This window comes from Lentzea cavernae, from assembly GCF_014653695.1.
GTDB lineage: Bacteria > Actinomycetota > Actinomycetes > Mycobacteriales > Pseudonocardiaceae > Lentzea > Lentzea cavernae.
Window position 1 is genome coordinate 91029 of sequence record NZ_BNAR01000010.1, and the last position, 23770, is coordinate 114798.

26 protein-coding genes are annotated in these 23770 nt (G+C 69.1%); 14 read left to right on the plus strand and 12 right to left on the minus strand.

Annotated elements, in window-relative coordinates; all coding sequences use genetic code 11:
* The first annotated feature begins 71 nt into the window (after positions 1-71).
* The gene (locus IE307_RS29415) at positions 72-974 is read left to right on the plus strand and encodes a hypothetical protein (protein ID WP_191302636.1); all 903 of its coding nucleotides are present in this window, start codon (positions 72-74) and stop codon (positions 972-974) included.
* Here IE307_RS29415 and IE307_RS29420 read toward each other — a convergent pair whose 3' ends face one another.
* The gene (locus tag IE307_RS29420) at positions 975-1493 is read right to left on the minus strand and encodes a hypothetical protein (RefSeq protein ID WP_191302637.1); all 519 of its coding nucleotides are present in this window, start codon (positions 1491-1493) and stop codon (positions 975-977) included.
* A 53-nt stretch (positions 1494-1546) separates the two neighbouring features.
* On the opposite strand from IE307_RS29420, the gene IE307_RS29425 reads away from it, so the two are divergent.
* On the plus strand, positions 1547-2092 hold the full coding sequence (locus IE307_RS29425; RefSeq protein ID WP_191302638.1) for an HdeD family acid-resistance protein: 546 nt from the start codon (positions 1547-1549) through the stop codon (positions 2090-2092).
* On the opposite strand, the gene IE307_RS29430 is transcribed toward IE307_RS29425, so the two are convergent.
* Positions 2034-3203 carry a glycosyltransferase 87 family protein gene (locus tag IE307_RS29430; protein WP_191302639.1) on the minus strand — a complete coding sequence of 390 codons (1170 nt, stop codon included), beginning with the start codon at positions 3201-3203 and terminating at the stop codon, positions 2034-2036. The two genes, IE307_RS29425 and IE307_RS29430, sit on opposite strands and share 59 nt — an antisense overlap.
* Positions 3204-3359: 156 nt before the next feature.
* Between IE307_RS29430 and IE307_RS29435 the strand changes: the two genes are divergently transcribed.
* The 4 genes from IE307_RS29435 to IE307_RS29450 are packed head-to-tail and all read left to right on the plus strand — an operon-like array spanning position 3360 to position 5406.
* A complete protein-coding gene (locus tag IE307_RS29435) occupies positions 3360-3944 on the plus strand; it encodes a DNA-binding protein (protein ID WP_191302640.1) in 585 nt (194 codons plus the stop codon).
* Between the two features lie 30 nt (positions 3945-3974).
* Complete coding sequence (locus IE307_RS29440; protein ID WP_093596775.1) at positions 3975-4631, plus strand: RES family NAD+ phosphorylase; 657 nt, start codon at positions 3975-3977, stop codon at positions 4629-4631.
* The gene (locus IE307_RS29445) at positions 4628-4960 is read left to right on the plus strand and encodes a hypothetical protein (protein ID WP_191302641.1); all 333 of its coding nucleotides are present in this window, start codon (positions 4628-4630) and stop codon (positions 4958-4960) included. The genes IE307_RS29440 and IE307_RS29445 overlap by 4 nt, the downstream gene beginning before the upstream one ends.
* Before the next feature lie 23 nt (positions 4961-4983).
* Positions 4984-5406 (plus strand): DUF6236 family protein, encoded by a 423-nt coding sequence (locus IE307_RS29450; protein WP_191302642.1) that lies wholly within the window; start codon positions 4984-4986, stop codon positions 5404-5406.
* Here the strand turns inward: IE307_RS29450 and IE307_RS29455 are convergent.
* On the minus strand, positions 5391-7250 hold the full coding sequence (locus IE307_RS29455; RefSeq protein WP_191302643.1) for a S9 family peptidase: 1860 nt from the start codon (positions 7248-7250) through the stop codon (positions 5391-5393). The two genes, IE307_RS29450 and IE307_RS29455, sit on opposite strands and share 16 nt — an antisense overlap.
* A gap of 89 nt (positions 7251-7339) precedes the next feature.
* Between IE307_RS29455 and IE307_RS29460 the strand changes: the two genes are divergently transcribed.
* Complete coding sequence (locus IE307_RS29460; protein ID WP_191302644.1) at positions 7340-8542, plus strand: metal-dependent hydrolase family protein; 1203 nt, start codon at positions 7340-7342, stop codon at positions 8540-8542.
* Between the two features lie 53 nt (positions 8543-8595).
* Here the strand turns inward: IE307_RS29460 and IE307_RS29465 are convergent, their stop codons facing one another.
* Positions 8596-9603 carry a TerC family protein gene (locus IE307_RS29465; RefSeq protein ID WP_191302645.1) on the minus strand — a complete coding sequence of 336 codons (1008 nt, stop codon included), beginning with the start codon at positions 9601-9603 and terminating at the stop codon, positions 8596-8598.
* A 355-nt stretch (positions 9604-9958) separates the two neighbouring features.
* Between IE307_RS29465 and IE307_RS29470 the strand changes: the two genes are divergently transcribed.
* The 3 genes from IE307_RS29470 to IE307_RS29480 are packed head-to-tail and all read left to right on the plus strand — an operon-like array spanning position 9959 to position 14032.
* A complete protein-coding gene (locus IE307_RS29470; protein WP_191302646.1) occupies positions 9959-12805 on the plus strand; it encodes an alpha/beta fold hydrolase in 2847 nt (948 codons plus the stop codon).
* Positions 12798-13109: a hypothetical protein gene (locus IE307_RS29475; RefSeq protein WP_191302647.1), complete on the plus strand. Its 312-nt coding sequence runs from the start codon at positions 12798-12800 to the stop codon at positions 13107-13109. The genes IE307_RS29470 and IE307_RS29475 overlap by 8 nt, the downstream gene beginning before the upstream one ends.
* Entirely contained in the window at positions 13106-14032 is a 927-nt protein-coding gene (locus tag IE307_RS29480) for an ABC transporter permease (RefSeq protein WP_191302648.1), read from the plus strand. Before IE307_RS29475 ends, IE307_RS29480 begins: the two co-directional genes overlap by 4 nt.
* Here the strand turns inward: IE307_RS29480 and IE307_RS29485 are convergent, their stop codons facing one another.
* On the minus strand, positions 14033-14425 hold the full coding sequence (locus IE307_RS29485; protein WP_191302649.1) for a VOC family protein: 393 nt from the start codon (positions 14423-14425) through the stop codon (positions 14033-14035).
* A 56-nt stretch (positions 14426-14481) separates the two neighbouring features.
* Here IE307_RS29485 and IE307_RS29490 point away from each other — a divergent pair, with 56 nt between their 5' ends.
* Positions 14482-14862, plus strand: coding sequence for a VOC family protein (locus IE307_RS29490; RefSeq protein WP_191302650.1), 381 nt, complete (start codon positions 14482-14484; stop codon positions 14860-14862).
* Here IE307_RS29490 and IE307_RS29495 read toward each other — a convergent pair.
* A complete protein-coding gene (locus tag IE307_RS29495) occupies positions 14859-15209 on the minus strand; it encodes an MmcQ/YjbR family DNA-binding protein (protein ID WP_191302651.1) in 351 nt (116 codons plus the stop codon). The genes IE307_RS29490 and IE307_RS29495 overlap by 4 nt on opposite strands.
* Before the next feature lie 7 nt (positions 15210-15216).
* Positions 15217-15648, minus strand: a complete 432-nt coding sequence (locus IE307_RS29500) for a MarR family winged helix-turn-helix transcriptional regulator (RefSeq protein ID WP_229905190.1) — start codon at positions 15646-15648, stop codon at positions 15217-15219.
* Between the two features lie 197 nt (positions 15649-15845).
* On the opposite strand from IE307_RS29500, the gene IE307_RS29505 reads away from it, so the two are divergent.
* Complete coding sequence (locus tag IE307_RS29505; RefSeq protein WP_191302652.1) at positions 15846-16310, plus strand: GNAT family N-acetyltransferase; 465 nt, start codon at positions 15846-15848, stop codon at positions 16308-16310.
* Between the two features lie 209 nt (positions 16311-16519).
* Here the strand turns inward: IE307_RS29505 and IE307_RS29510 are convergent, their stop codons facing one another.
* The 3 genes from IE307_RS29510 to IE307_RS29520 form a co-directional block, all read right to left on the minus strand.
* Entirely contained in the window at positions 16520-16810 is a 291-nt protein-coding gene (locus tag IE307_RS29510) for a hypothetical protein (RefSeq protein ID WP_191302653.1), read from the minus strand.
* Between the two features lie 115 nt (positions 16811-16925).
* A complete protein-coding gene (gene uvrB, locus IE307_RS29515; protein WP_191302654.1) occupies positions 16926-19088 on the minus strand; it encodes an excinuclease ABC subunit UvrB in 2163 nt (720 codons plus the stop codon).
* A 55-nt stretch (positions 19089-19143) separates the two neighbouring features.
* Complete coding sequence (locus IE307_RS29520) at positions 19144-20256, minus strand: DUF5685 family protein (RefSeq protein WP_191302655.1); 1113 nt, start codon at positions 20254-20256, stop codon at positions 19144-19146.
* Positions 20257-20306: 50 nt separating this feature from the next.
* Here IE307_RS29520 and IE307_RS29525 point away from each other — a divergent pair, with 50 nt between their 5' ends.
* Complete coding sequence (locus tag IE307_RS29525; RefSeq protein WP_191302656.1) at positions 20307-20816, plus strand: ribonuclease FAU-1 family protein; 510 nt, start codon at positions 20307-20309, stop codon at positions 20814-20816.
* Positions 20817-21081: 265 nt separating this feature from the next.
* A complete protein-coding gene (locus tag IE307_RS29530; RefSeq protein WP_229905191.1) occupies positions 21082-21423 on the plus strand; it encodes a hypothetical protein in 342 nt (113 codons plus the stop codon).
* Here IE307_RS29530 and coaE read toward each other — a convergent pair.
* Entirely contained in the window at positions 21399-22547 is a 1149-nt protein-coding gene (coaE, locus tag IE307_RS29535; protein WP_191302658.1) for a dephospho-CoA kinase, read from the minus strand. The genes IE307_RS29530 and coaE overlap by 25 nt on opposite strands.
* 10 nt (positions 22548-22557) lie before the next feature.
* Complete coding sequence (locus IE307_RS29540; protein ID WP_191302659.1) at positions 22558-23178, minus strand: hypothetical protein; 621 nt, start codon at positions 23176-23178, stop codon at positions 22558-22560.
* Between the last annotated feature and the right edge of the window lie 592 nt (positions 23179-23770).

A 23770-nucleotide genomic window follows, 5' to 3' on the forward strand; every position in this document is an offset into this window, starting at 1 on the left:
GACCGGCCCGCGCGCCTCACGGTGGCCCGATAAGATCAGCGGGCTTTCACGGGGAGAGGGGCGAGGACCACATGAGCCAGCCGGCTACACCGCTGAGCGAGCAGGACCAGCAGCAGTTGGTGCGGCAGATCGGCCGTGCCATGCTGCCGGTCGTACCGCAGGGCTGGCAGCGCATCCGGGCCGAGTACCGCGCGGCGGGCAGGCACATCGAGGTCGACCTGGCGTTCGCCGGGCCCGACGGCCAGCTGCGACCGGTGCGGCCGCCCATGGACGTCGTGCAGATGTTCGGGCACCTGCGCGGGGGCATGTACCACCCCGAGCGGGGCACGTGGCTGAGCGCGACGTACGAGATCGAGGCGCCGGCGGCGTTCACGGTGGACTTCAACGCCGAGGACGAGCCGAGGTGGCGCAACGCGCCGCCGCCCATCGGTTTCCGCGACGAGCTGCAGACGTTCCCGCGGCCGGACCGGCAGATCCCGGACTGGTGGCGCCAGCGCGTCGGCCTGCCGCCGCTGCCCGCGCCCGAGCCGGAACCCCAGCAGCCTCCGCAGCAGCAGGAGTACCAGGTCCCGCCGCAGCAGCAGGAGCAGCAGGCGGGTCAGGGCGAGCTGCGGACGGCGCGCGTGTACGACGGCAAGAACGACGACGGCCGCATCGTGGTGAACCGCCAGCCGGTCGACCCGCAGCTGCTCGACGGACTGCTGAACTACCTCGAGTCGGCGCCGGTCGTGCTGGCCGCGCGCAGCTACGACCTCGACGAGTTCTCGCAGAGCGGCGAGCAGGACGTGCCGCTGAACTTCCGCACCGACGGCACCTGGATCTGGGCGGGTGCCGTGCCGCACTACCTGCGCAAGTACGGCCTGCCGCCGGAGCCCGAGCTGGTGGCGCACGCCGTGGCGCGCGGCTTCCAGGTCGCCGAGGTGAACGAGCAGACGCAGGACCGCGCGGTGTCGATGATCACGGGCCAGAACTAGTCAGAGGGAACGCAGGTACGCCTCTCCCCGCGGGGAGAGGCGGTACCCCACCTCCAGGGATTCCGTGAGCCCCTTGGCCTTCAGCTTGCGGACATCCGCCTTGAACGGCAGCTTCTCGCGTCCGATCGACGCCGCCAGGTCCGCGGCCCGCACTCCGGGGTTCGCCGCGATCAGCCGCAGCAACGCGAGAGCTTCCCCGGCGAGCACCAGTCCGTCCACATCGGACGAAGAACGCAGCTCGATGCGCGGATCCTCGCCCACATAACGCAGACGGACGCGGTAAAGGGAGCCTTCTTTTCCGTCCACAGAGGACTTCAACGCGGCGACGGTCGTGAACCCGGCCGCCACCGCCTCGGCCCTCGTCACGCGGGAGACGACGTCGACCGCGTCGATCGCCAGGACGCCCAGCGACGTCCGCAGGGTTCCGCCGGCGCGCACGGTCGGCCGCTTCCACCGCCGGAACTGCAGCGTGACCTCGCCGGACCGGATGCGTTCCCAGTCAGCCACTCGGATCAGCACCGAACGAGGGTCTCAGGTTGCCGAGCCTCGCGACAGCCGAGACGATCCTCGCCATGCAACGGTGGTGGCTCTTCACGGTGCGCGGAGTGTTCGCTGTCCTGTTCGGTGTGGCCGCCCTGGTCTGGCCGGGCCTCACACTGCTGGCGCTGATCATCCTCTGGGGCGCCTACGCGTTCTTCGACGGCGCGATGATGCTGTACCTGACCCTCACCCACGAGGAGTGGCCCGCGCGCTGGGCCCTGGGCCTCATCGGCGTGCTCGGCCTGGTCACTGGCCTGATCGCGTTGTTCTGGCCGGGCATCACGGCGAACGCGCTGCTGTTGCTCATCGCCGCGTGGGCGCTCGTCACGGGCGTGCTGCAGATCGTCGACGCCGTCCGCCTGCGCAAGGTGATGACGAACGAGTGGTTCTACGTCGTCACCGGCGCGCTGACGGCGCTGCTCGGCATCATCCTGATCGTGAACCCGGCGGCGGGCGCGATGGCGTTCGTGATCACCATCGGCGGGTTCGCGATCCTGTGGGGTGTGGTGCTGGTGCTGTTCAGCTTGCGGTTGAAGCAGCTCGACGGCGGTCTCGCACCACGCGCACAGCGAGTGTGACCAGCACGGCGACCCCGGCGAACACGTAGAGGTTGCCGATCAGCTGCTGCCACCACGCCCAGTCGCGCTCGACGTCGTTGTCGTTCGGGAACCACCAGTGCGGCCCGGCCGCGAAGATGGCGATGATCGCGTACGAGGCCCAGTGACGGAGCAGGGCCGGTCGCGAGAGCAGCACGAGCGCGGGCCCGATCCAGACCCAGTGGTGCCCCCACGACACCGGTGAGATCAGCAGGCCGCCGATCGCCACGGCGAAGAAAGCCTCGACGTCGCCGAGTTGCGACGCCAACCACCACACCGTCGCCACGACGAGAAGCGACAGCACGAGCCACACGGCGACCTGGGCACCGTTCTCCAGACCGAACCGCGCCAGCACGCCGCGGAGGGACTGGTTCGCCGTGTAGGTGAGGCGCCCGACACGGCCGGGGTCGAGCAGCGCGTGCGTCCAGTACTCCTTCGCGTCACCGAACGAGATCAGCGCCCCGAGCAGCCCGAACGCGAAGAACGACCCGATGGACACGAACACGGGCTTCCACTGCCGTCGCGCCACGAAGTACAACGCGAAGAACGCCGGCGTCAGCTTGATCGCCGCGGCCAGCCCGATCAGCGCGCCCCGAGGCCACCAGCGAGTGCGTTCCAGCAGGCAGTCGGCCATCACCAGGATGCCCAGCAGCAGGTTGATCTGCCCGAACCACAACGTCTCGCGCATCGGGTCGAAGATCGACGACACCGCCGCCGCGCCCAGCCCCCACGACACGGCGCGAGGCCCCCAGCCCACCACGCGGCTCGCCGCGATCAGGCACAGCGCGGTGAGCGCCGCGAGGTTGGCCGCTCCCACCGCGAAGATCGCGACCCCGAGCGGCACGACCGCCAGCAGGCTGAACAGCACGGCGGCGATCGGCGGGTAGGTGAAGGGCAGGTCGGGCCCGCCGAGGGGGTTCGCGAAGCCGTCGACGTAGAGGGGGAGGTCCTCGAGGAACGCCACTCCGCCGTTGCGGTAGACGCGCAGGTCGAGATACCACTCCGGTGGGCGGTACATGATGTGGGCGAGGCTGGCGATCATGACGGCGGCCCACGCCACCACGACCTGCTTGGCGGTGCGGTCGAGCTGCATCGGGGAATGGTATCGATCGACCAGATGAGGCCCACGTCACCGGTCCGGACCGGAGAATCTCACGTAGCGTCGCTGCGTGACCGCGCAACGTCGAACCTTCGAGCTTGAGCCGTTCGTAGGGCGCACAGATGCGCACGCACGGGATATTCTGTGCGCATGAGCCCCGCGCTGGAGACGGTGCTGGCCAAGGCCGGCCTGCAGGTGAGCCCCGACGAGTTCCTGGCCCTCGTGTCCGACGCGGCACGCAGGCTGGCTCCACCGCACCCGGAACCGGCCACCTACTTCACGCCGGACCAGCAGGCGGCGCTCACCGACGTGGGCCTGGACCTCTCCCCGGCGGGCCCCGCCGACGCCAAGCCGCGCACCCGCACGGTCGTGGCCCACGCGGTCCTGCGCGACTCGGCCCTGACCGTGAACGAGGCCGCCCGCCAGCTCCAGGTGGACACCAGCCGCATCCGGCACCGCCTCGGCGTCGGCAGGCTCGTCGGCTGGAAGGACAGGGGCAGCTGGCGCCTGCCCGCGTGGCAGTTCGCGGGCACCGGCGTCCTGCCGGGCCTCGAAACCGTCCTGGCGGAGATCCCGCCGGACCAACCGGCGCTCGTCGTCGCCGCGTTCATGACCACCGACCAGGAGGACCTGCCCGTAGACGGCAAGCCCGCGACCCCGCGCGACTGGCTCCTCGCAGGAGGAGACCCCCGCCGCGTCGCCACCCTGGCCTCCGCACTCGGCACACCGGCCTGAGCGCGTTCCCGAACACCCGACAGGACCCGAATGTCACGGCTTCCGCAGCCGCCTGCCCCTGCCGTGCTCCAAGCGCACCTGCGCCGCACCGAGGACGTGGTGGCGGTGCACCGGGCCACCCGCCTGGTGCGCGTGTTCACGGCGAAGGGCTCCCACCCCCAGCGCTGGAACACGTTCCGCTACACGGGCCCCCTCCCCCACGCCCGCTTCGACGCACAACAACCGGCGGACGACGGCTCACCGGTGCAGGACCACGAGAACGGCGTCCTGTACTTCGGCCTGTCCGTGCGCACGTCGATCGCCGAGGTCTTCCAGGCCACGTCGATCGTGGACCGCCGCACCCGCTCGCCGTTCCTGGTCGTGCTGCGGCCCCGGCGCACGTTGCGGCTGCTGGACCTGGGTGGGTTGTGGCCCACGCGGGTCGGGGCGTCGCAGGAGATCTCGACCGGGCCGAAGATCGTGACGCAGGCTTGGTCGCGGGCGATTCGGGCGGCTTATCCGGAGCTGGACGGGCTTTGGTACCGGTCGTCGATGGACTCCGGGGATCCGGCGATCTGCCTGTGGGACCCGCCTGGAGCTTCGGGGTTGCCGGCGGCGCCGGACGTGTTGCTGCCGTTGGACCATCCGGGTCTGGATCTGCCTTTGGCGCGCGTGTGCGAGGAGCTCAACTACACACTGCTCGGGTGAGCACGCACAACGAGATCAAAGGCGACGTCACCGGCACGGCGACGCAGATCGGCAGCCTGCACGTCGAGCAGCCGCGCAAGCACGCGCCTTCGATCGCGTTCTACTACCCGAACATCCACGTTCGTGACGACACGTGGCTGAAGTACGCGGCGATGTACTGGCCGAAGATCACTCGCCTGGTCCCGGACGGGTACAGAACGGCGGACTCACCGACGGCGGTCGAGTTCGTCCGGGCCGGGGTGCTCACGCAGTTGCCGCGCGTCAGCTCGGCCGGGGGCCACCACAACCGGCCGACCATCTCGCCAGGGCCGAGTCGCTGCATCCCCTGACCGACCAGCCACTCCCGCACGGCGTGCTGCTGGAGCAGGACGTCGACCGCATCGCCGAGGTGCTGCTCGGTGTGCCACCACGCTCCTCCAGGTACGACGCGACCCAGTCGTTCGTCACCGCCGCGGTGGACACCGTCGTACCCGAAGGCCTGGCGAACGTGCCCGTCGAGAAGGTCCTCGAACTCCGCGAGACGTTCCCCAAGGACTTCCACCGCTTCCGCGGGCACGTCGGCGACCGCTTCACCGAGCTGCGCGCGGACACGACGACGAGCCTGCACATCGATGTCGCGCTGGATGAGTTGGTGCGCAGCGAACTCGCCGAACTGGAGGACAAGCTCCGCTCGGTCAGGCTGGTCCCGCGCCGCGTCCGCGTGTGGCTGAAGGCGGACGCGGTGCGGGAGTCACCGGTCGGCTGGCTGTTCCGAACGGGTCAGGCCTTGAGGTAGCGCCCCCACCACTCCAGAACCGCGTCGAACCGCTGACGCCGGTGCCGCGGCTGCCCCGTCCGGGTCAGCTCGTGCCCCTCACCCGGGAAGATCAGCATCTCCGTCTCGACGCCACGCCTCTTCAACGCCACGAACATCCGCTGCGCCTGCTCCAGCGGGCAGCGCCAGTCGTGCTCGGAGTGCACGACCGCGAACGGGAGGTTGATCTTCTCGGCGTAGGTGAGCGGCGACATCGCGCGCTGCGCCTCGGGGTCGGTGCCGCAGTAGGCGTCGGCGAAGAAGTAGCCGATGTCCGAGGAGCCGCCGAAGGAGTCCCAGGCGTTGACGGCGCGTTCGGACCAGGCCGCCTTGAAGCGTTCGCCGTGGTGCGCGGACAGCCACGACGTCATGAAGCCGCCGTAGGAGCCGCCCATCACGCCGACGCGTTCGGAGTCGAGGTCCTCACGGGACAGTGCGACGTCCAAAAGGGACAGGACGTCGTCCACGTCGACGGTGCCGAACTTGCCGATGACCGCCTGGCCGTGGGCCTGGCCGTAGCCGGCGGAGCCGCGCGGGTTCGGCAGCACGACGGCGTAGCCGGCGGTGGCGTAGACCTGGGCCTCGTCGAAGAAGCCCCAGCTGTGGTACATGAACGGGCCGCCGTGCACCGCCATGACGACGGGGTGCGGGCCGTCGCCTTCGGGCAGCACGAGCCAGCCGTGGACCGGGTAGCCGTCCGACGCCGAGCCGTTGAGCTCCACGACGCGGCGTGCCTCGACCGATGGGAACGCCGTGCGCACACCGGTTCCGACGAACTCGACCTGGCCGACGCTGTCCGGAGTGGACACGACGGCGACCACTGTGGACCCGTCGGTCGCGAACGAACGGACTGCGGCGGAGGAGCCCGCCAGCACCTCGCCGGGGCCGCCGTCGAAGGGGATTCGCCGCAGTTCCAGCGCGCCGCGGTTGCGCACGACCAGCAGGATGCCGGAGGAGTCGGCCACGGGCGGGCCAGAAAGCCGTTCCACGTCCACGGTTTCGACGTCGGTGAGCCTGGTGGCGCCGGACCCGTCGAGCTCGGCCTTCCACAGGCCGTGGTTGCGGGCGACGCCGTTGATGCCCTCGAACTCCGAGCCCAGCCAGTACAGCGAGCCGTGGGCGACGAACGGCATGGAGGCCTCGCCGGCGGCGCGCACCAGCAGGGAGACGGAGTCCCCCACGGCGGGCACGGTGTACAGGTCGGAGTGCAGCGTCTCGACGGCGCCGAGGTCGCGCGGCGCGGCGAACACCAGCGTCGAGTCGTCGAGCCAGGCCGGGTCGGAGACGTCGTGCGAGCCGTCGGTCACCGCGGTGACCGTGCCCTCCAGGTCCACGACGTGCAGGCGCGGGCGGCGGTCGAGCAGGAAGCCGACGTCGTCGACGCGGTAGTCGAGGCGCGTGATGCGGCGCGGCGCCTCGGACTCGGGGCCGTCGTCGGTCGTGCCGTAGCGGCCTTCCTCGGGCAGGCGGGCCACGAAGGCGAGGCGCGTCGAGTCCGGCGACCACACCGGGGCGCCGGCGCCCAGGGGCAGATCGGTCAGCTTGCGGGGTTCGCCGCCGTCGACCGGAACGACGTAGATCTGAGGCTTCGACTTTCCACTGACGCGCAGGAACGCGACCAGCTTCCCGTCGGGAGAAATGCGCTGTGCATTGTCCCGATCACCGTGCGTCCACGGTGTTGTCGTGCCGTCCGGGAACACCCGGTGCAGACCGCCCCGGTAGGTGTTCTTGTCGAGGTCGGGCGTGGTGATGCTGACCAGCACCAGGTCTCCGGACACGGCGACGGTGCCGGGCGTGGTGAGCAGCTGCAGGTCTTCAGGGCGCACGGCCAGGACGTTAACAGAACTTGTTAGCAAGGCTCAGAGTTATTTGTTGACCGATCACAAAAATTGACTCGCGGCATAGATTCCCGCGTATGACGCGCATCGTGTTCTCCGGAGGCAGGGTCTTCACCGGCCGGGCGAGCGAGCCCGGCGACGTGGTGGTCGAGGGCGACCGCATCGTCGACGTCGGCATCGGGCTCGACGGCGACACCAGGGTCGACGCGACCGGTCACACGATCCTGCCCGGGCTGTTCGACTGCCACGTGCACTTCATGTTCAGCGGCGCGGATCTGGTGCGGTCGCTGAACACGCCGTTCTCGCTGCCGTTCTACGAGGCGATCGGGAACATGAAGGCGACGCTGCAGTGCGGCATCACCACGGTCCGCGACGCACTCGGCGCCGACCTCGGCGTCGCGGAGGCGGTGCGGCGCGGCCTCGTGCAGGGCCCGCGCATGCAGATCGCGGTCAACATGGTCTCGCAGACCGGTGGCCACAACGACGACTGGATGCAGTGCGGCGCCCACATCTCACCGCCGCTGCACCCCGGGCTCCCGGACACCGTCGCCGACGGCCCCGAGGAGCTGCGCAAGGTCATCCGCACGCTGGTCCGCCACGGCGCCGACATCATCAAGATCGCGTCGAGCGGCGGCGTGATGTCCCCGCGCAGCAACCCCCGTCACGCGCACTTCCGCGACGAGGAGATCGCGATGATCGTGCAGGAGGCCAACGCGGCGGGCATCGCCGTCATGTCGCACGCGATGAGCGGCGACGGCATCCTCACGGCCGTGCGCAACGGCGTGCGGTCCATCGAGCACGGCGTTTTCCTCACCGACGAGGGTGTCGAGGAGATGCTCAAGAACGGCACGTGGCTGGTGCCGACGCTGATGGCCCCGCGCATGGTGCTCGACCAGGCCGCGGCCGGCACGGCGATCTCGGACGTCATCCTCGACAAGGCCCGATCCGTTGTCGCACAGCACACCCTGTCGTTCCAGAAGGCGCACCAGGCGGGCGTGAAGATCGCGATGGGCACCGACTCCGGCGTCGGCCCGCACGGCGACAACCTCAACGAGCTCACGCTGATGGTCGAGTACGGCATGACCCCGGCCGAGGCGCTCCACGCGACCACCACGTCGGCCGCGGACCTCATGCGCCTCGGAAACGACCTCGGCGAACTCGCACCGGGCAAGCTCGCCGATCTCGTGCTCGTGGAGGGTGACGCCGAGCAGCACGTGAAGGCCGGAACGCTGAAGCAGGCCGTCCGCGGCGTCTACCAGAACGGCGTCACCGTCGGCTGAAAGCAGAAGTGGCACGCGCCCCGAGGGGCACGTGCCACTTCACCGCGCCGGAACTAGTGCTGGTTCGCGTCGGCGCCGATGTGCTTGGCGGCCTCGGGGTGGCGCTTCACCTTCCACAGGCTGGCGATCGTCGTGATCGCCAGGACGCCGATGATCACCGACAGCGAGACCTCGATGCCGATGGTCGGCACGTGGAACGGCTCGCCGCCGTTGAGGAACGGCAGGTTGTTGGTGTGCAGCGCCTCGAGGATCAGCTTGACGCCGATGAAGCCGAGGATGACCGACAGGCCGATCGACAGGTAGATGAGCTTCGCGAGCAGGCCGCCGAGCAGGAAGTACAGCTGGCGCAGGCCCATCAGCGCGAACGCGTTGGCCGTGAACACCAGGAACGGCTCCTTGGTGAGGCCGAAGATCGCGGGGATCGAGTCGAGCGCGAAGAGCAGGTCGGTGGAGCCGATCGCGACCATCACGATGAACATCGGGGTCACGTAGCGCTTGCCGTCGATCTTGATGAACGACTTCGAGTCGTGGTAGTCGTCCGTCACCGGGAAAACCTTGCGCACCATGCGCAGCATCAGGTTCTCCTTGTACTCCTCTTCTTCGTCGTGGTTCTCCCGAGCCAGCTGCCAGCCGGTGTAGATGAGGAACGCGCCGAAGATGAAGAAGACCCAGCTGAACTGGGCGATGAGCGCCGCGCCGGCCGCGATGAAGATGCCGCGCATGACGAGGGCGAGCACGATGCCGATCAGCAGCACCTTGTGCTGGTGGATCGCGGGCACCTTGAACGTCGTCATGATGATCAAGAAGATGAACAGGTTGTCGACGCTCAGCGAGTACTCGGTGATGTACCCGGCGAAGAACTCCGTGGCGTACTGCCCGCCGGAGAAGTACCAGATCCCGAGACCGAAGAGGGCGGCCATGGCCACGTAGAAGATCACCCAGCGGGCGGCTTCACCGATCGTCACCTCATGGGGTTTCCGATCGACGATCACGAGGTCCACGGCGAGAAGGACGAGCAGACCACCGATCGTCGCGAGCCACATCCATGCGGGGACGTTCACAACCCAACCTCCGGGATTCTCAGCGCATGCCAAATTCACCCGGAGGTCTCCTCCGCCGCCGAGACGATCCTCGAACGACCGACGGCACCGGGAGCTCCACGAAGAGCTCCGTACTGACGACACCGCCGCTTAGGGAGTACTCCCCTCCATGCTGCGTCAATATTGTGCTCCACGAGGTGCGGTTGGCGCCACACAGGGTGAGCAGACCCACGCAACCAGGCACGATGGGAATAAGCCACGTGCCGTTCGTGCTGAACAGGCCCTACCTGAAGGCCCGCTGAAGATCCACTGATGCTGAGACCGCGGCCGGATCCCGACAGAACGTTCTCAGCAAAACTCGCATATCGTCATCGGCGTGTCCCGCCTATCCCGCCTTCGCGGCAGGTGGACGATCCCCGCATTGATCGTGGTCCTCGCCCTCGTCGCAGGTGGCGTGTACTTCACTCGATCCGGAGACGACCCCGTAGCCGTTTCCTTCAAAGAAGCGAACATCGACGCACCTGAGAGCCCTGACAGCGCTCAGACGGTGACGATCGAGACACGCCTCTACCTCCCCCAGCAGACGCCCGCGCCCGCGATCATGCTCGCGCACGGTTTCGGCGGCAGTCTGCGCAGCGTGCACACGCAGGCCGAGGAGTTCGCCCGGCGCGGATTCGTCGTGCTGACGTGGTCCGCGCGCGGTTTCGGCCGCAGCACGGGCCAGATCGCGCTGAACTCCGTCGACCGCGAGGTCCGCGACGCGCAGAAGCTCCTCGACTTCCTCGGCACACGTGACGAGGTGGAGAAGGACAGCGGCGGTGACCCGCGCGTGGGCGTGACAGGCGCGTCGTACGGCGGTGCGTTGTCACTGCTGCTCGCGGGTGTCGACAAGCGCGTCGACACGATCGTCCCGGTCATCACGTACAACGACCTCGCCCAGTCGCTGCTGCCGAACTCGGCGCTGGCGACCCCGCGTGCGGACGCCACCCCGTCCGCCACGGCGTTCGGCGAGGACGGTGTCTTCAAGCGCTCGTGGGCGGGCATCTTCTTCTCCGCGGGCATGACGTCGATCGACCTCTCGTCGCCCACGGGTGACGCGCCCGAGCAGGGCCAGCGGGAGTCGAACAACCAGCAGGCCGCCGTGCCGCAGCAGCAACCGGGTGGGAACTCGGGTGCGCAGGGCCAGCAGCCGCCGACGCCGTCTCTCGGCGCGTGCGGCCGCTTCACGCCCGAGGTCTGCGCCGCCTACACCGAGGTCGCCACGACGGGCAGCGCCTCGCAGCAGACGCTCGAGCTGCTGCGCAAGTCGTCCCCCGTCGCCGTGACCGACCAGATCAAGCAGCCGACGATGCTGGTGCAGGGCGAGCAGGACACCCTGTTCGGCCTCGACCAGTCCGACGCCACCGCGCGTCAGATCGCCGCGGCGGGCGCCCAGGTCAAGATGGTCTGGTACGCGGGCGGCCACGACGGCGGCAACCCCGGCACTGCGCTGCGCGGCGAGATCGCCGACTGGATGGACTTCCACCTGCGCGGCAAGGGCGCCGACCCCGGCACGGGCTTCGAGTACACGGTGCAGGGCGCGTTCCGCTCGTCCGGCCAGCCGTCGCTGCGCACGGTCGTCGCGCCGTCCTACCCCGGTCTCGCCCAGGGCTCCTCGACCGAGCGCAAGACGCTGAAGCTCAGCGGGCGCGAGCAGGTCGTCGTGAACCCGGCGGGCGGCAACCCGGCGTCGATCAGCAACCTGCCGGGTCTCGGTTCGGCCCTGTCGCGGTCGTCGGCGATCTCGTCGCGGCTCTCGCTCGACATGCCGGGCCAGGCCGCGGTGTTCACCTCGGAGGAACTGACCTCGCAGGTGCTGCTGACCGGGTCGTCGACGGTGAAGCTGAAGATCGCGCGCGGTGACCAGACGTCCGGCGAGGCGATCCTGTTCGCGAAGCTCTACGACGTCTCCGCGGACGGCACGCGCACGCTGCCGGGCTCGATCGTCGCGCCGTTCCGCGTCGCGCTGCCCCCGGACGGTTCCGCCGCCGAGGTGACGGTGACGCTGCCGGGCGCCGTCCGTCCTGTTGAGAGCGAGCACAAGCTGGCTCTCGTGGTGTCCACGACGGACCAGGCGTTCGCGAACGCCGAACAGCCCGCCGCGTACCGCGTCTCGCTGGCCTCCGACGAGCTCTCGGTGCCCGTGGTGCCCGGTCGCAACGTCACCGAGGGTTTCCCGACGACAGCCTTGTGGGGCATCGCGATCGCGCTGCTGGTGCTGATCGGCTCGGGCATCGTCGCGATGTTCCGCCGCCGCATGGCACAGGACTTCGACCCGGACCTCGAGGGCGTGCCGCTGGTCATCTCGAACCTGACCAAGGCCTACCCCGGTGGCGTGAAGGCCGTGACGGACCTGTCGTTCCGCGTGGAGCACGGCATGGTCCTCGGTCTGCTCGGCCCCAACGGCGCCGGCAAGACCACGACGCTGCGCATGGTCATGGGCCTGATCCACCCGTCCGAGGGCCACATCCGCGTCTTCGGCCACAAGGTCACGCCGGGTGCTCCCGTGCTGTCGCGCATCGGTTCGTTCGTCGAGGGTTCCGGCTTCCTGCCGCACCTCTCCGGCGCCGCGAACCTGCGCCTGTACTGGGCGGCGACGGGCAGGCCGCTGGAGGAGGCGCACGTCGAGGCGGCGCTGGAGATCGCGGGCCTCGGCAAGGCGGTGCACCGCCGCGTGCGCACGTACAGCCAGGGCATGCGCCAGCGGCTGGCCATCGCGCAGGCGATGCTCGGCCTCCCGGACCTGCTGATCCTGGACGAACCGGCCAACGGTCTCGACCCGCCCCAGATCCACCAGATGCGCGAGGTCCTGCGCCGCTACGCCGCGGCCGGACGCACGGTCGTCGTGTCGTCGCACCTGCTGGCCGAGGTGGAGCAGACCTGTTCGCACGTGGTCGTGATGCACAAGGGCCAGCTCGTCGCCGCCGGCGAGGTGTCCGACATCGCGGCGGGAGGCGGCGAGGCGACGTTCCGCGTCGACTCCCCCTCGAAGGCAGCCGATGTCCTGCGGGGCCTCGAAGGCGTGCACGACGTGCACGAGGACGAGGACGCCGTGCACGCGTCGATGAACGGCGTCCCGCGCGCCGCCGCACTCACGGCGCTGGTCGCCGCCGGTGTGGCAGTGGACTCGGCGGGCCCGCGACGCAGGCTGGAAGACGCGTTCTTGGAGCTGGTCGGTGAATGACTTCCTGATGGCAGCGGCGTCCGCGACGGACGCCGCCCCGGACTCGGCGGCGCTCGAGGCGCTGGAGGACGCGGGCCTCGGCGCCACCGCACACGAGCAAGCCGAGGCAGAGGTCCCCTCGTCGAGCGAGCGCACGTCGTTCGCGCGCGAAGGGGGACCCCTTGACTCAATTATCCCAGCCGGCACCGACAGTTCCGGCGCCGATCAGCCGTCCGCGGCCGAAGTTTCGCCCCTGGTGAAAACGGTCCTCACGGCGAACCCGAACCGCACGAAGGCCTCGATCCGGCAGGAGGTGGACCGGTGAACGACAACGGCGTCCACACCGACCCCGGCGCGCTCAACGACCTCACCGACGCGGCCGCCCAGCAGCACACCAAGGTGGCTCCGGACGGTTCGTCGGTCGGGTACAAGGCGCGCCGCACCCTCCGCATCCGCGTGGAGCTGCAACGGCAGATCCGGCGCCGGCGGACCCAGCTCGTGCTGGGCTTCCTGGTGCTGCTGCCGTTCATCCTGGCCCTGAGCTTCGAGATCGGTCAGTCCGACCCGAACCGCCGCTCCGGCGGCTTCGTGGACCTCGCGACGGCCAGCGGCATCAACTTCGTGGTGCTCACGCTGTTCGTGAGCAGCAGCTTCCTGCTGCCGATGATCGTGGCGCTGTTCTTCGGCGACACGATCGCGTCCGAAGCGTCGTGGTCGAGCCTCAAGTACCTGCTCGCCGCACCCGTCCCGAGGCACCGCCTGCTGCGCCAGAAGGCCATCAGCAGCGGCATCCTCAGCGTCTTCGCCCTCACCCTGCTCCCCGCGGTGGCACTGGGCGTCGGTGTGGCCTGGTACGGCACGGGCGAGGTGGTGAGCCCGACCGGCGAGGCCGCCCCGTTCGGCGACGGCGTGCTGGCCATGGCGTTCGCCGTCATCTACATCTCGATCAACCTGTTCTGGGTCGCGGGCCTCGCGATGTTCCTGTCCGTGTCCACCGACGCGCCTCTCGGCGCCGTCGGCGGCACGGTGCTCGTCTCGATCGTGTCGCAGATCCTCGACCAGATCGAGCCGCTCGGGGACCTGCGCAACTACCTGCCGACGCACTACGCGATGGCGTGGGCGGACCTGCTCTCGACCGACATCGACTGGTCGGAGATGGCCCGCGGCACGTTCTCGGCGCTCGCCTACGGCGGCATCTTCACGCTGCTCGCGGCGCGGGTGTTCAAGACGAAGGACATCACCAGCTAGCTACTGCACGCAGAACTCGTTGCCCTCCGGGTCGAGCATCACGACCCAGTGGCCCTTGTTGTCGTTGAACTCCTGGACCTTCGTGGCACCAAGGGAAACGAGCCGATCAACCGCCTCCAGCCCGGCGTTCACGTCGAGGTGGAGGCGGTTTTTCGCCGTCTTGCCCTCGGGCACGCGCTGGAAGAAGAACCGCGGTCCCCCGCCCTCGGGGTCGATGATCGCCGAGTAGTCGTTGACCGACTCGAAGGGAATGCCGTTCTTGACCGCGAAGTCCTCCCACGAGTCGAACCCGGGAGGCGGCGGCTGCACCACGTACCCGAGCGCCTCCGCCCAGAAGGCGGCCAGCTTGCCGGGGTCCGCCGCGTCCATCGTGACCTGGATTCCGATTGCCATGACGCCACAGTAGAAGCCAATGCGGACAACCACTGTCCGGAGTAGCGTGCCGTCCCATGCAGCGTCCTGTGCACTTCGAGATCCACGCCGCAGATCCCGAGCGAGCGCGGAACTTCTACACCTCGGTCTTCGGCTGGAAGATCGAACAGTGGGGCGACATCCCGTACTGGACCGTCGTGACCGGCGACGACGACGAGCGCGGCGTCAACGGCGGCCTGCTCCCCCGCCGGGGCCCGGACCCCGCACCGGACGCACCGGTCCACGGCTACGTCATGACGATCAGCGTGGCCGACATCGACGCCACCATCGCGGCCATCGAGGCCAACGGCGGCACTGAAGCACTGCCCAAGGACAAGATGCCGGGCGTGGGCCTGCTCGCGTACTACAGGGACACCGAGAACAACATCTTCGGCGTCCTCCAACCGGAAGACCGCTAGACAGCAGGCCGCTTGCTCTTGGGCAACCGTGCGACGACGGCCTCGTAGGACCCGTCGACGAGCTCCAGCACGTCGTCGTCGGGCACAACTCCCTTGAGCGCGATGGTGTTCCACCCGTACCGCCCGACGTACCCGCTCACGGTGACGTCGTCGGGAAAGCGCTCTCGCCACACCGCGGCGGCCTCGGCGTCAGCGCCGCACTTCAGCCCGACCGTGTGCGCGTCCAGGCCGATGAAGGCGAACGCCTTCCCCCCGACCTTGCACACCAGCTCGGCCTCGCCCCACGGATACGTCTCCTCCGCACCTGGCTTCCCGGCGCAGTAGACGATCAACTCATCCAGTGTCACAACAGGATTATCGCGCACCGAACACGGCCACGAAGCGCGAGAACAGCCGGGCGAACACCGCCCGCTCCTCCTCGCTCCAGTCGGCCATGGCGACGGCACAGGCGCTCTGCCGGGCCCGGTGCAGCTCAGCGGACGTGGCCCGCCCCCTCGGCGTCCGCACGAGCAACACCCGGCGCCCGTCCGCCTTGTCCGCGACACGGGCCACCAGCCCGGCGTCGACAGCGCTGGTCACCAGCTTGCTGGCCCGGGGCTGGTCCACGTGCAAAGCCAAGGCAACACTGGAAACCGTGGCCTGAGCCCCAGCGCGTTCCGCCGCCTCCACGACGTCGAGCACGTCGAAGGCCGGAACAGCCAGCTCAGCGAGCGCCCGACGTGACTGACTGCGCCGCACAGCTACAAGCGCCTGCTCCACCGCGGCGAGGTGGGAGTCCACATCCACCCCGAGATCATGGCCGTCACAGCCCCTGACGAAAGCCGTCAGCGAACATCTCACCCCAGAGGGCGATTTACGTGGGAAGCGCAAATCGTTATGAGCTCACAAGATCACGCAATGACACATCGATCTAACCCAACGCGACGCCTCCACAGTAGACACATCTGCTCTCGGTCAGAGCTCCGGAACGAGGTGGTACCGCGATGAACGACGTGGACGCCGCGATGGCCGTCTGGCACGCGGCGAACACCGCGCGGGGCAAGCCCATGAGCGAACAGCGGATCGCGAGGGTGCGCGTGAAGCTGTCCGAACCGGATGTCCTGCTCGTGATGGCGCGCGAAGACGGCGAGGTCGTCGGCATGGCGCTGGCCGAACCCGGCCGTGAGCTCGACGGGGCCGGACCGCGCCTGCCCGGGCTGTGCCACCTGTCCATGCTGTTCGTGGCCCCGCACCGGTGGGGCCGGGGCCACGGCAGGCTGCTGCTCGCCGATCTGCTCGCGCAGGCGGCCGGTGAGGAGTACACCCGGATGCAGGTGTGGACGGGCGCTGCCAACGAGCGGGCGCTGCGGCTGTACCGGGGTGCCGGGTTCCAGGACACCGGGGAGGTTCGCGGCCTCGGCTCCGGTGTCCTCGCCGTCGCACTCAGCCGAGACCTCGCGGTGCTCTGAGCTCTCTGCTCGGCGGAACCTCTCCCACTCGCGCGTGAGACGCTGCCCAAGTCGCGGGTAATTCAGCCGGTTTCGCACCGGGCGCCGCCCGGCACGGCCACGAGCACCATCTCGGTCACCCGGTCCGGATAGGCGTGCCGGTAGGCGAGAGCGAGCGTGACGCTCCACGAGCCGCCTGCACCAGCCGGCGCTCCCCAGGTGGACCCGCATCACCTCGATGTCGGCGACCAGGTGCCGGGTGGTTTCGCCGAGAGGTCGACGACCGAGCCGGTCGCCGACGGGGGCACTGCGGCCGGCGTTGCGCTGGTCGAACTGGACCGCGCGGTGTCAAGCAGGGTCGACCAGACCCCGCTTTCCCGGAGAGCTTTGCCACCGGGTCCGCGGTGCAGCACGACGGCCGGCTTGCCGCCGGGGCCGCACGAGATTTCCCGGTACAGCGGATGGCCATCGCCAACTTCCAGCGTCCACGGCTCGTGCGGCTCGCTGATCGGGTAGCGCATGTCTCCGGTGCACCCGTCATCCGGACACGATCACGCGGCAGCGCCGGGCATGAGGCGAGGTCGCACGCACCCGCGGGAGCGGGACGCACACCTCGCCGTCACAGACCGGCGAGCGTCACTTGACCCCGGCCGCGTCCATTCCCCGGAGTTCCTTCTTCAGGTCCTGGATCTCGTCCCGCAGCCGGGCCGCCAGCTCGAACTGCAGGTCCCGCGCCGCGTTCATCATCTGATCGCTCAACGACTGCACCAGGTCGGCCAGCTCGGACCGGGCCATCCCAGCCCGTTCCGCCGATGCGACCACACCGGACGAGCGCCCGCTCTCCCCGGCGGCCCGCTTGCCGCGGGACGCGTTCCGGCCGGACCCGCCGACCGGGACCTCGTCCTCCAGCTCGGAGTACACGGCCTCGAGGATGTCGGTGATCTTCTTGCGCAGCGGCTGCGGGTCGATGCCGCGCTCGGTGTTGTAGGCGACCTGCTTCTCGCGGCGCCGGTTGGTCTCGTCGATCGCGTGCCGCATCGAGTCGGTGATCCGGTCCGCGTACATGTGGACCTCACCGGACACGTTGCGGGCCGCGCGGCCGATCGTCTGCACCAGCGACGTGCCGGACCGCAGGAAGCCCTCCTTGTCCGCGTCCAGGATCGCGACCAGCGACACCTCGGGGAGGTCGAGGCCCTCCCGCAGCAGGTTGATGCCGATCAGCACGTCGAAGTCGCCGAGGCGGAGCTGGCGCAGCAGCTCGACGCGGCGCAGGGTGTCGACCTCGGAGTGCAGGTAGCGGACCCGGATCCCCAGCTCCAGCAGGTAGTCGGTGAGGTCCTCCGCCATCTTCTTGGTCAGCGTCGTGACCAGCACCCGCTCGTCGCGCTCCGCGCGCTCGCGGATCGAGTGCACCAGGTCGTCGATCTGGCCCTCGGTCGGCTTCACGACGACCTCGGGGTCGATGAGGCCGGTGGGACGGATGACCTGCTCGACGAACTCGCCGCCCGCCTGGCCCATCTCGTACGGGCCCGGGGTGGCCGAGAGGTACACGACCTGCCCGATGCGGTCGGCGAACTCCTCCCACGTGAGCGGGCGGTTGTCCATCGCCGAGGGCAGGCGGAAGCCGTGCTCCACCAGGTTGCGCTTGCGGGACGCGTCACCCTCGTACATGCCACCGATCTGCGGCACCGTCACGTGCGACTCGTCGATGACCATCAGGAAGTCGTCGGGGAAGTAGTCGATCAGCGTCGCCGGGGCGGTGCCGGCGCCGCGGCCGTCGATGTGCCGCGAGTAGTTCTCGATGCCGTTGCAGAAGCCGACCTGCTTCATCATCTCCAGGTCGTACTGGGTGCGCATGCGCAGGCGCTGGGCCTCCAGCAGCTTGCCCTGGCGCTCCATCTGCGCGAGCGTCGTCTCCAGCTCGGCCTCGATGTCGCGGATCGCGCGCTCCATGCGCTCCGGGCCCGCCACGTAGTGCGTCGCGGGGAAGATCCGGAGGTCGGTGACCTCCTTCACCACGTCGCCGGTGAGCGGGTGGAGGTAGTAGAGCTTGTCGATCTCGTCGCCGAAGAACTCGACGCGGATCGCGAGCTCCTCGTAGGACGGGATGATCTCGACCGTGTCGCCCCGGACGCGGAACGAGCCGCGGGTGAACGACATGTCGTTGCGGGTGTACTGGACGTCGACCAGCAGGCGCAGGAACGCGTCGCGGTCGACCTCCACGCCCGTCTCCAGCGGGATCGAGCGGTCGAGGTAGGACTGCGGCGTGCCGAGGCCGTAGATGCACGACACCGACGCGACCACGATGACGTCGCGCCGGGTCAGCAGCGACATCGTGGCCGAGTGGCGCAGGCGCTCCACGTCCTCGTTGATCGAGGAGTCCTTCTCGATGTACGTGTCCGTCTGCGGGATGTACGCCTCGGGCTGGTAGTAGTCGTAGTAGCTGACGAAGTACTCCACCGCGTTGTGCGGGAAGAGCTCCTTCAGCTCGTTCGCCAGCTGGGCGGCCAGCGTCTTGTTCGGCGCCATCACCAGCGTGGGGCGCTGCAGCTTCTCGACCAGCCACGCCGTGGTCGCCGACTTGCCGGTACCGGTGGCGCCGAGCAGCACCACGTCGCGCTCACCGGAGCGGACGCGGCGTTCGAGGTCGGCGATGGCCGCCGGCTGGTCGCCCGCCGGCTGGTACTCGCTGACCACGCGGAACTGCCCGTCGGTGCGCTCGATGTCGCCGACGGGACGGTGTTCGGAGTGCGCCTTGACGGTGCTTTCCTCTGGCGGGAGCTCGGTTGCGAAAGCCACGGGAAGCACGTTACGCCGGAGGTCTGACAATTTCCGATTAGAGCTGGTCAGAGCCCTAATCGCACGGGCAGCAGCAGCAATCGCAGCAGTTGCAGTCGCAGTTCGGGCCGCAGTCGCCGCCGTCACACCCGTCGCGCCGCTTGTCGCTCCACGGGCCGGGGAACGGGTCGCGGCAGCAGAACTGGCACGTGCCGCACATGTAGAGGAACGCGCCGCAGCCCTCGAAGCACCCGCGCGGCTGCCTCTGCCAGTTCAGCCTCGGGTACGCCCACAGCCCGCTGCCCGGATCCGACCGCCGGGGCTTGTCCGGCGGGTACTGGTGCCGCTGGCGCTTGCCGAAGACCCGGACGACCGACTCCTCCAGCTCGTGCACCAGCAGCTTGTGCACGAGGCGCCCGTCGGCGAACTCCACGTCGGCCAGCGCCAGCCTGATCCCCGCCAGGGCGTCCAGGCACAGCCGGTGCGCCTCGTCGACGGACGTCCCGGTGGCGAGCAGCGGGTTCCACGCGCCCGACGCCCGGTCCTCCTCCAGGTCCTCCGCGGCGTCGATCAGGTGCGCCACCCGCCCGAACAGCCGCCCCACCTCGCGCAACGGCGCCGCGTTGCCGGGCCTGCCGGCGATGATCGCGGTCTGCCCGACGGCGAACGAGGTCGCCGTCTCCGTGGGTTCGGTGACCACGAGCACCGAGCTGCCCAGCCCCGCCGCGGCCTCCACGTCGGACTGCCGCCGCACCGCGTCGACCATCACCGCCCCGTCGAACCCGAGGTCGGACGCCGTCTCCAGCCCCTTGGCGGCCCAGCGCCGCGCCATCGCACGGCCCGCCCACGGCACCTTGCCCGCGAGCCCGTCGCCGTCGTCCACGTGGTCCTGGATCTTCAACGACGCCAGCACCAGCGACACCGACGCCGCCAGCCGCGTCCCGGAACCGATGGCCACGTCCGCGGACTTCATGCCCCGCAGCGCGCACGGCCCGGCGGACCGCCGTGAGACGGAGGACTGCGCCTCCACCGCGGCCGAGATCAACAGTCCGTCGTAGTTCGTGACCAGACGCGAGAGATGACCGTGCTCATCGCGCAACGACAGGCACATTCCACAGAGGTGTGACAGCCACGCGGACCGCAGCTCAGCGCCCATTCTGTTGCGACAGGGGCGGATGATCCCGAACATGCGCGGCATCCTAAGTGGCCGCGGGGCTCCGCGATGGCAGTATCGCGGACGTGGCACACATCCATCCGCCGAAGATCGAGTACTTCGACCTGGACGCCAAGAGCAACACCGATCCCAAGGGACAACTGAGGAGCGTCGACGAGTTCCGCCTCACGCCGACCGGCCTCTACATGTTCCGGCCGCTCGCGGGGCATCCGAAGATCAGCCACTTCGAGAGCTGGTTCCTGCCCAAGCTGAACCTCCGGGTGACGCGCCAGTCGTGGCACCCCGGCCACCGGCTCGACTTCGACTTCTACGTCGACGTCGTGGAGATCAACGCGATCGGGAGCGTCTGGAAGACCACCGATCTGTACCTCGACCTGATAGTCCGGACGGGTCACAGCGTCACCGTTCTGGACACGGACGAGTTGATCTCCGCAGTTCAGCACCAACTCCTTTCGCCCGAGCGCGCGCAATGGGCACTCGAGACCACCTATGCGGCGGTGTCGGGTATTTCAGCGCACGGTCACGATGTAGTCCGGTGGCTCACCTATTCGGGTTGCCCCACGACCTGGCGTTGATACACAGAGTGTGATCGTCATCTGACCGTGACGTAACAAATCAACCCGGCGTGTAACTGGGAGCACATATTTGACTACCCTCGGCGGCGTGGGAGCGGTCACTACACCTCAGTTGGTCGATGTCGTCGACACCATTTCGGGCGTGCGCTCGTATTCGTCCGGCGGTTCGCGAACGCTCAGTTCGTGTTATGCCGAACGGTGGGGTCTGCGAATCGAACATCCCACACCGGAAGACCCGTTCTCGGACTCCGAGGTCACCTGGCTGATGCCCGAACTGGGCCTGCGCCTGACCACCTACCGCCCGCGCTCGCGGCACGCCCGCAGCAGTCCGAGCGTGCTGTCCGCGGTGCGGGTCGAACGCGACCACCGCCACTGGCAGACGACCGACCTGCTGCTGGGCCTGGCCGTCCCCGGCGGCACCACGGCCCGCATCGTGCGCAGCGAGGACTTCGCCGCCGCGGTCGCCGGCCGCGTGCTGCGACCGGGCGACGCCGACCAGGCGCTGCGCACGGTCCACCGCACCCTCGAAGAGCTCAGCAACGTCAACCACAACCTCACCTCGTGGCTGACGTGGCAGGGCATCTACGACGCCTGGCCGCCCCTGTAGGCCTCGACGCGCCCCGCGGCCGCGACCATCCAGGGTTCCTTGGCCTCGCCGTAGGCGAACCCGGTGGTGTCGGCCGCGAACCGTTGTGCCAGCTCCAGCTTGAGGTTCGAGTACTCCTCGCGGCCCTGCGCGTCGTGCCGCAGCCAGTCGCGGAAGTCGACCGCCCACCGCCAGTTCGCCGCGCCCTCGACCCGCAGGTGCAGGTTCACCCGCCGGCCGGGATCAGCACTGGCGTGCACCCGCTTGTCCCACACGCCTTCCCCACGCACCGTGTCCTCGTACGGCCCGACGTACGGGAATCCGGCCTGCGCCAGCGCGTCCCGCAGCCCGTCGGCGGTCTCCATGTCCTCGACCGCGAGCTGGAAGTCCAGCACGTCCTTGGCCGCGAGCCCCGGCACCGACGTGGACCCGATGTGCTCGACGTGCCGCCCACCGGCCGCCATCGCGATCCGGCGCGCGATCCTGCTCGCCTGCGCGGGCCACGTCTCGTCGTACGGCACGACCACCGGCGCTCCAGACGCGTAGGACTGCGTGCGCACGTTCTTCTCGAACGCCACCAACCGATCCCACAACGCCGTGACGTCCGGAACCTCACCGCTGTTGTCGAGCCACACGTCCGCCACGGCCCGCCGCTGCTCGTCGGTGGCCTGCGCGGCGATCCGCTTCTCGGCGTCCTGCCGGTCCATGCCACGACTGCCGACCAACCGCCCCAACCGCGTGTCCGAATCCGCGAACACGACGATCACGAGGTGGTACACGGCCGCCATGTCCCGCTCCACCAGCAACGGGATGTCGTGCACGACGACGGCGTCCTCGGGGGCCTCGGCCATCCGCTGCCCGGTGAGCGCCCCGATCCGCGGATGCGTGATCCCGTTGAGCGTCTGCCGAGCCTCCTCGGTCGCGAACGCCTTGGCAGCCAACGCGGCCCGGTCCAACGTGCCGTCTTCGTGCAGCACGTCCTCACCGAACGCCTTGACGACCTCCGCGAGCCCCTCGGTACCGGGCTCCAGAACCTCACGCGCCAGCTTGTCCGCGTCGACGACCACGGCCCCGCGCTCCACGAGCAACCGCGCGATCGTCGACTTCCCGGACCCGATTCCCCCGGTCAACCCCACCCTGAGCATGCCGCCCAGGTTAGACCGGCGGCGTCATCGACTGCGCGGCCAGCACCGGCAGGATCGCGACCAGCTTCTCCTTGGGGATGAAGTTGTTCCGGCTCCGCACCACGAACGTCGACTTCCCGAGCGACCCGATGAGCAACTGCTCGTCCTTGCCCTCGACCAACGTCCCCTTCTGCTTGCCGACGTCGACCTCGGTGATCTTCGCCCCCTCGGCCCTCTCGGCCTCAACGCTCTCACCGACACGAGTACGAGCCGTCAGATCGTCCGCATACGTCGACAACCCGATGACGATCTTCGCGTCCGTCAGGTTCTTCTTCTCGGGAATGCCGTAGTAGCAATCGATCTTCCCGGTCCGCCCGATCCCGGGCTCCTTGACGCCCACGATGATCCGAGGCTCCCCAGGAAGCTCCGCCCCGAGCGTCGCGTTCATGACCTCAACGGGCACCACGAGCTCGCAGTCATCAGGCAACGCCGGCCGATCGACCATCACCGGAGTCCGCGACGGCGTAGTGGGCGGCGTGATCTTCGGAATCTGCGGCGGCGGCGCCTGAGTCTGCGGCACGGCAGCAGAGCAGCCCGCACAGACCGCCAGCACACCCGCGCCCAACACCACGAAGAACTTGTTCCCACGCATAGGTTTGTCAACCTACACAACGACCTCAGCCCTCCACCACAGAGTGAACGGGTGGACCTGACCGCACCTTTGCCCCGCCCCCAACGCCTTGCCCCACCAGGGCAGGCGAGCGCGAGTCGGGCGGCCCGAAGAGGGGGCGAGCGAGGCGACGTCGCGGGCGAAGCGGGGAGAGACGCGAGGGCGACGACGTAGTCGTGAGACGCCGCGCGCAGAGGCCAGGCGAGGCAAGGGATAGCGGCGAAAGCGAGGGCGAGGGATACGCAGATCGCCCCGCGAAGCCGCAGGCGAGCCGTCTTTACCAAGAGGCTTGGGCGGTGGGGTCCCATCACGAGTCGCGCCACAGCACTTGCTGCACCTGAGTAGGGGTGTCAACTCGACACGCTTTTCGTCGAGTTGACACCCCTACTCAGGTGTGGCCCGCTCTTGGTGCGGCTTGTGATGGGACCCCACCGCCGACCGCACCCGACTAACCAACAGGCAGCCGCCCGACGCAACAGGCGTGCCATCAACCCACGAACGGCGCAGGCCCCCATCTCAGATTGCCGGGGTCTGGGGCAGAGCCCCAGGGGAAGCACGCAACGCAACAGACCGC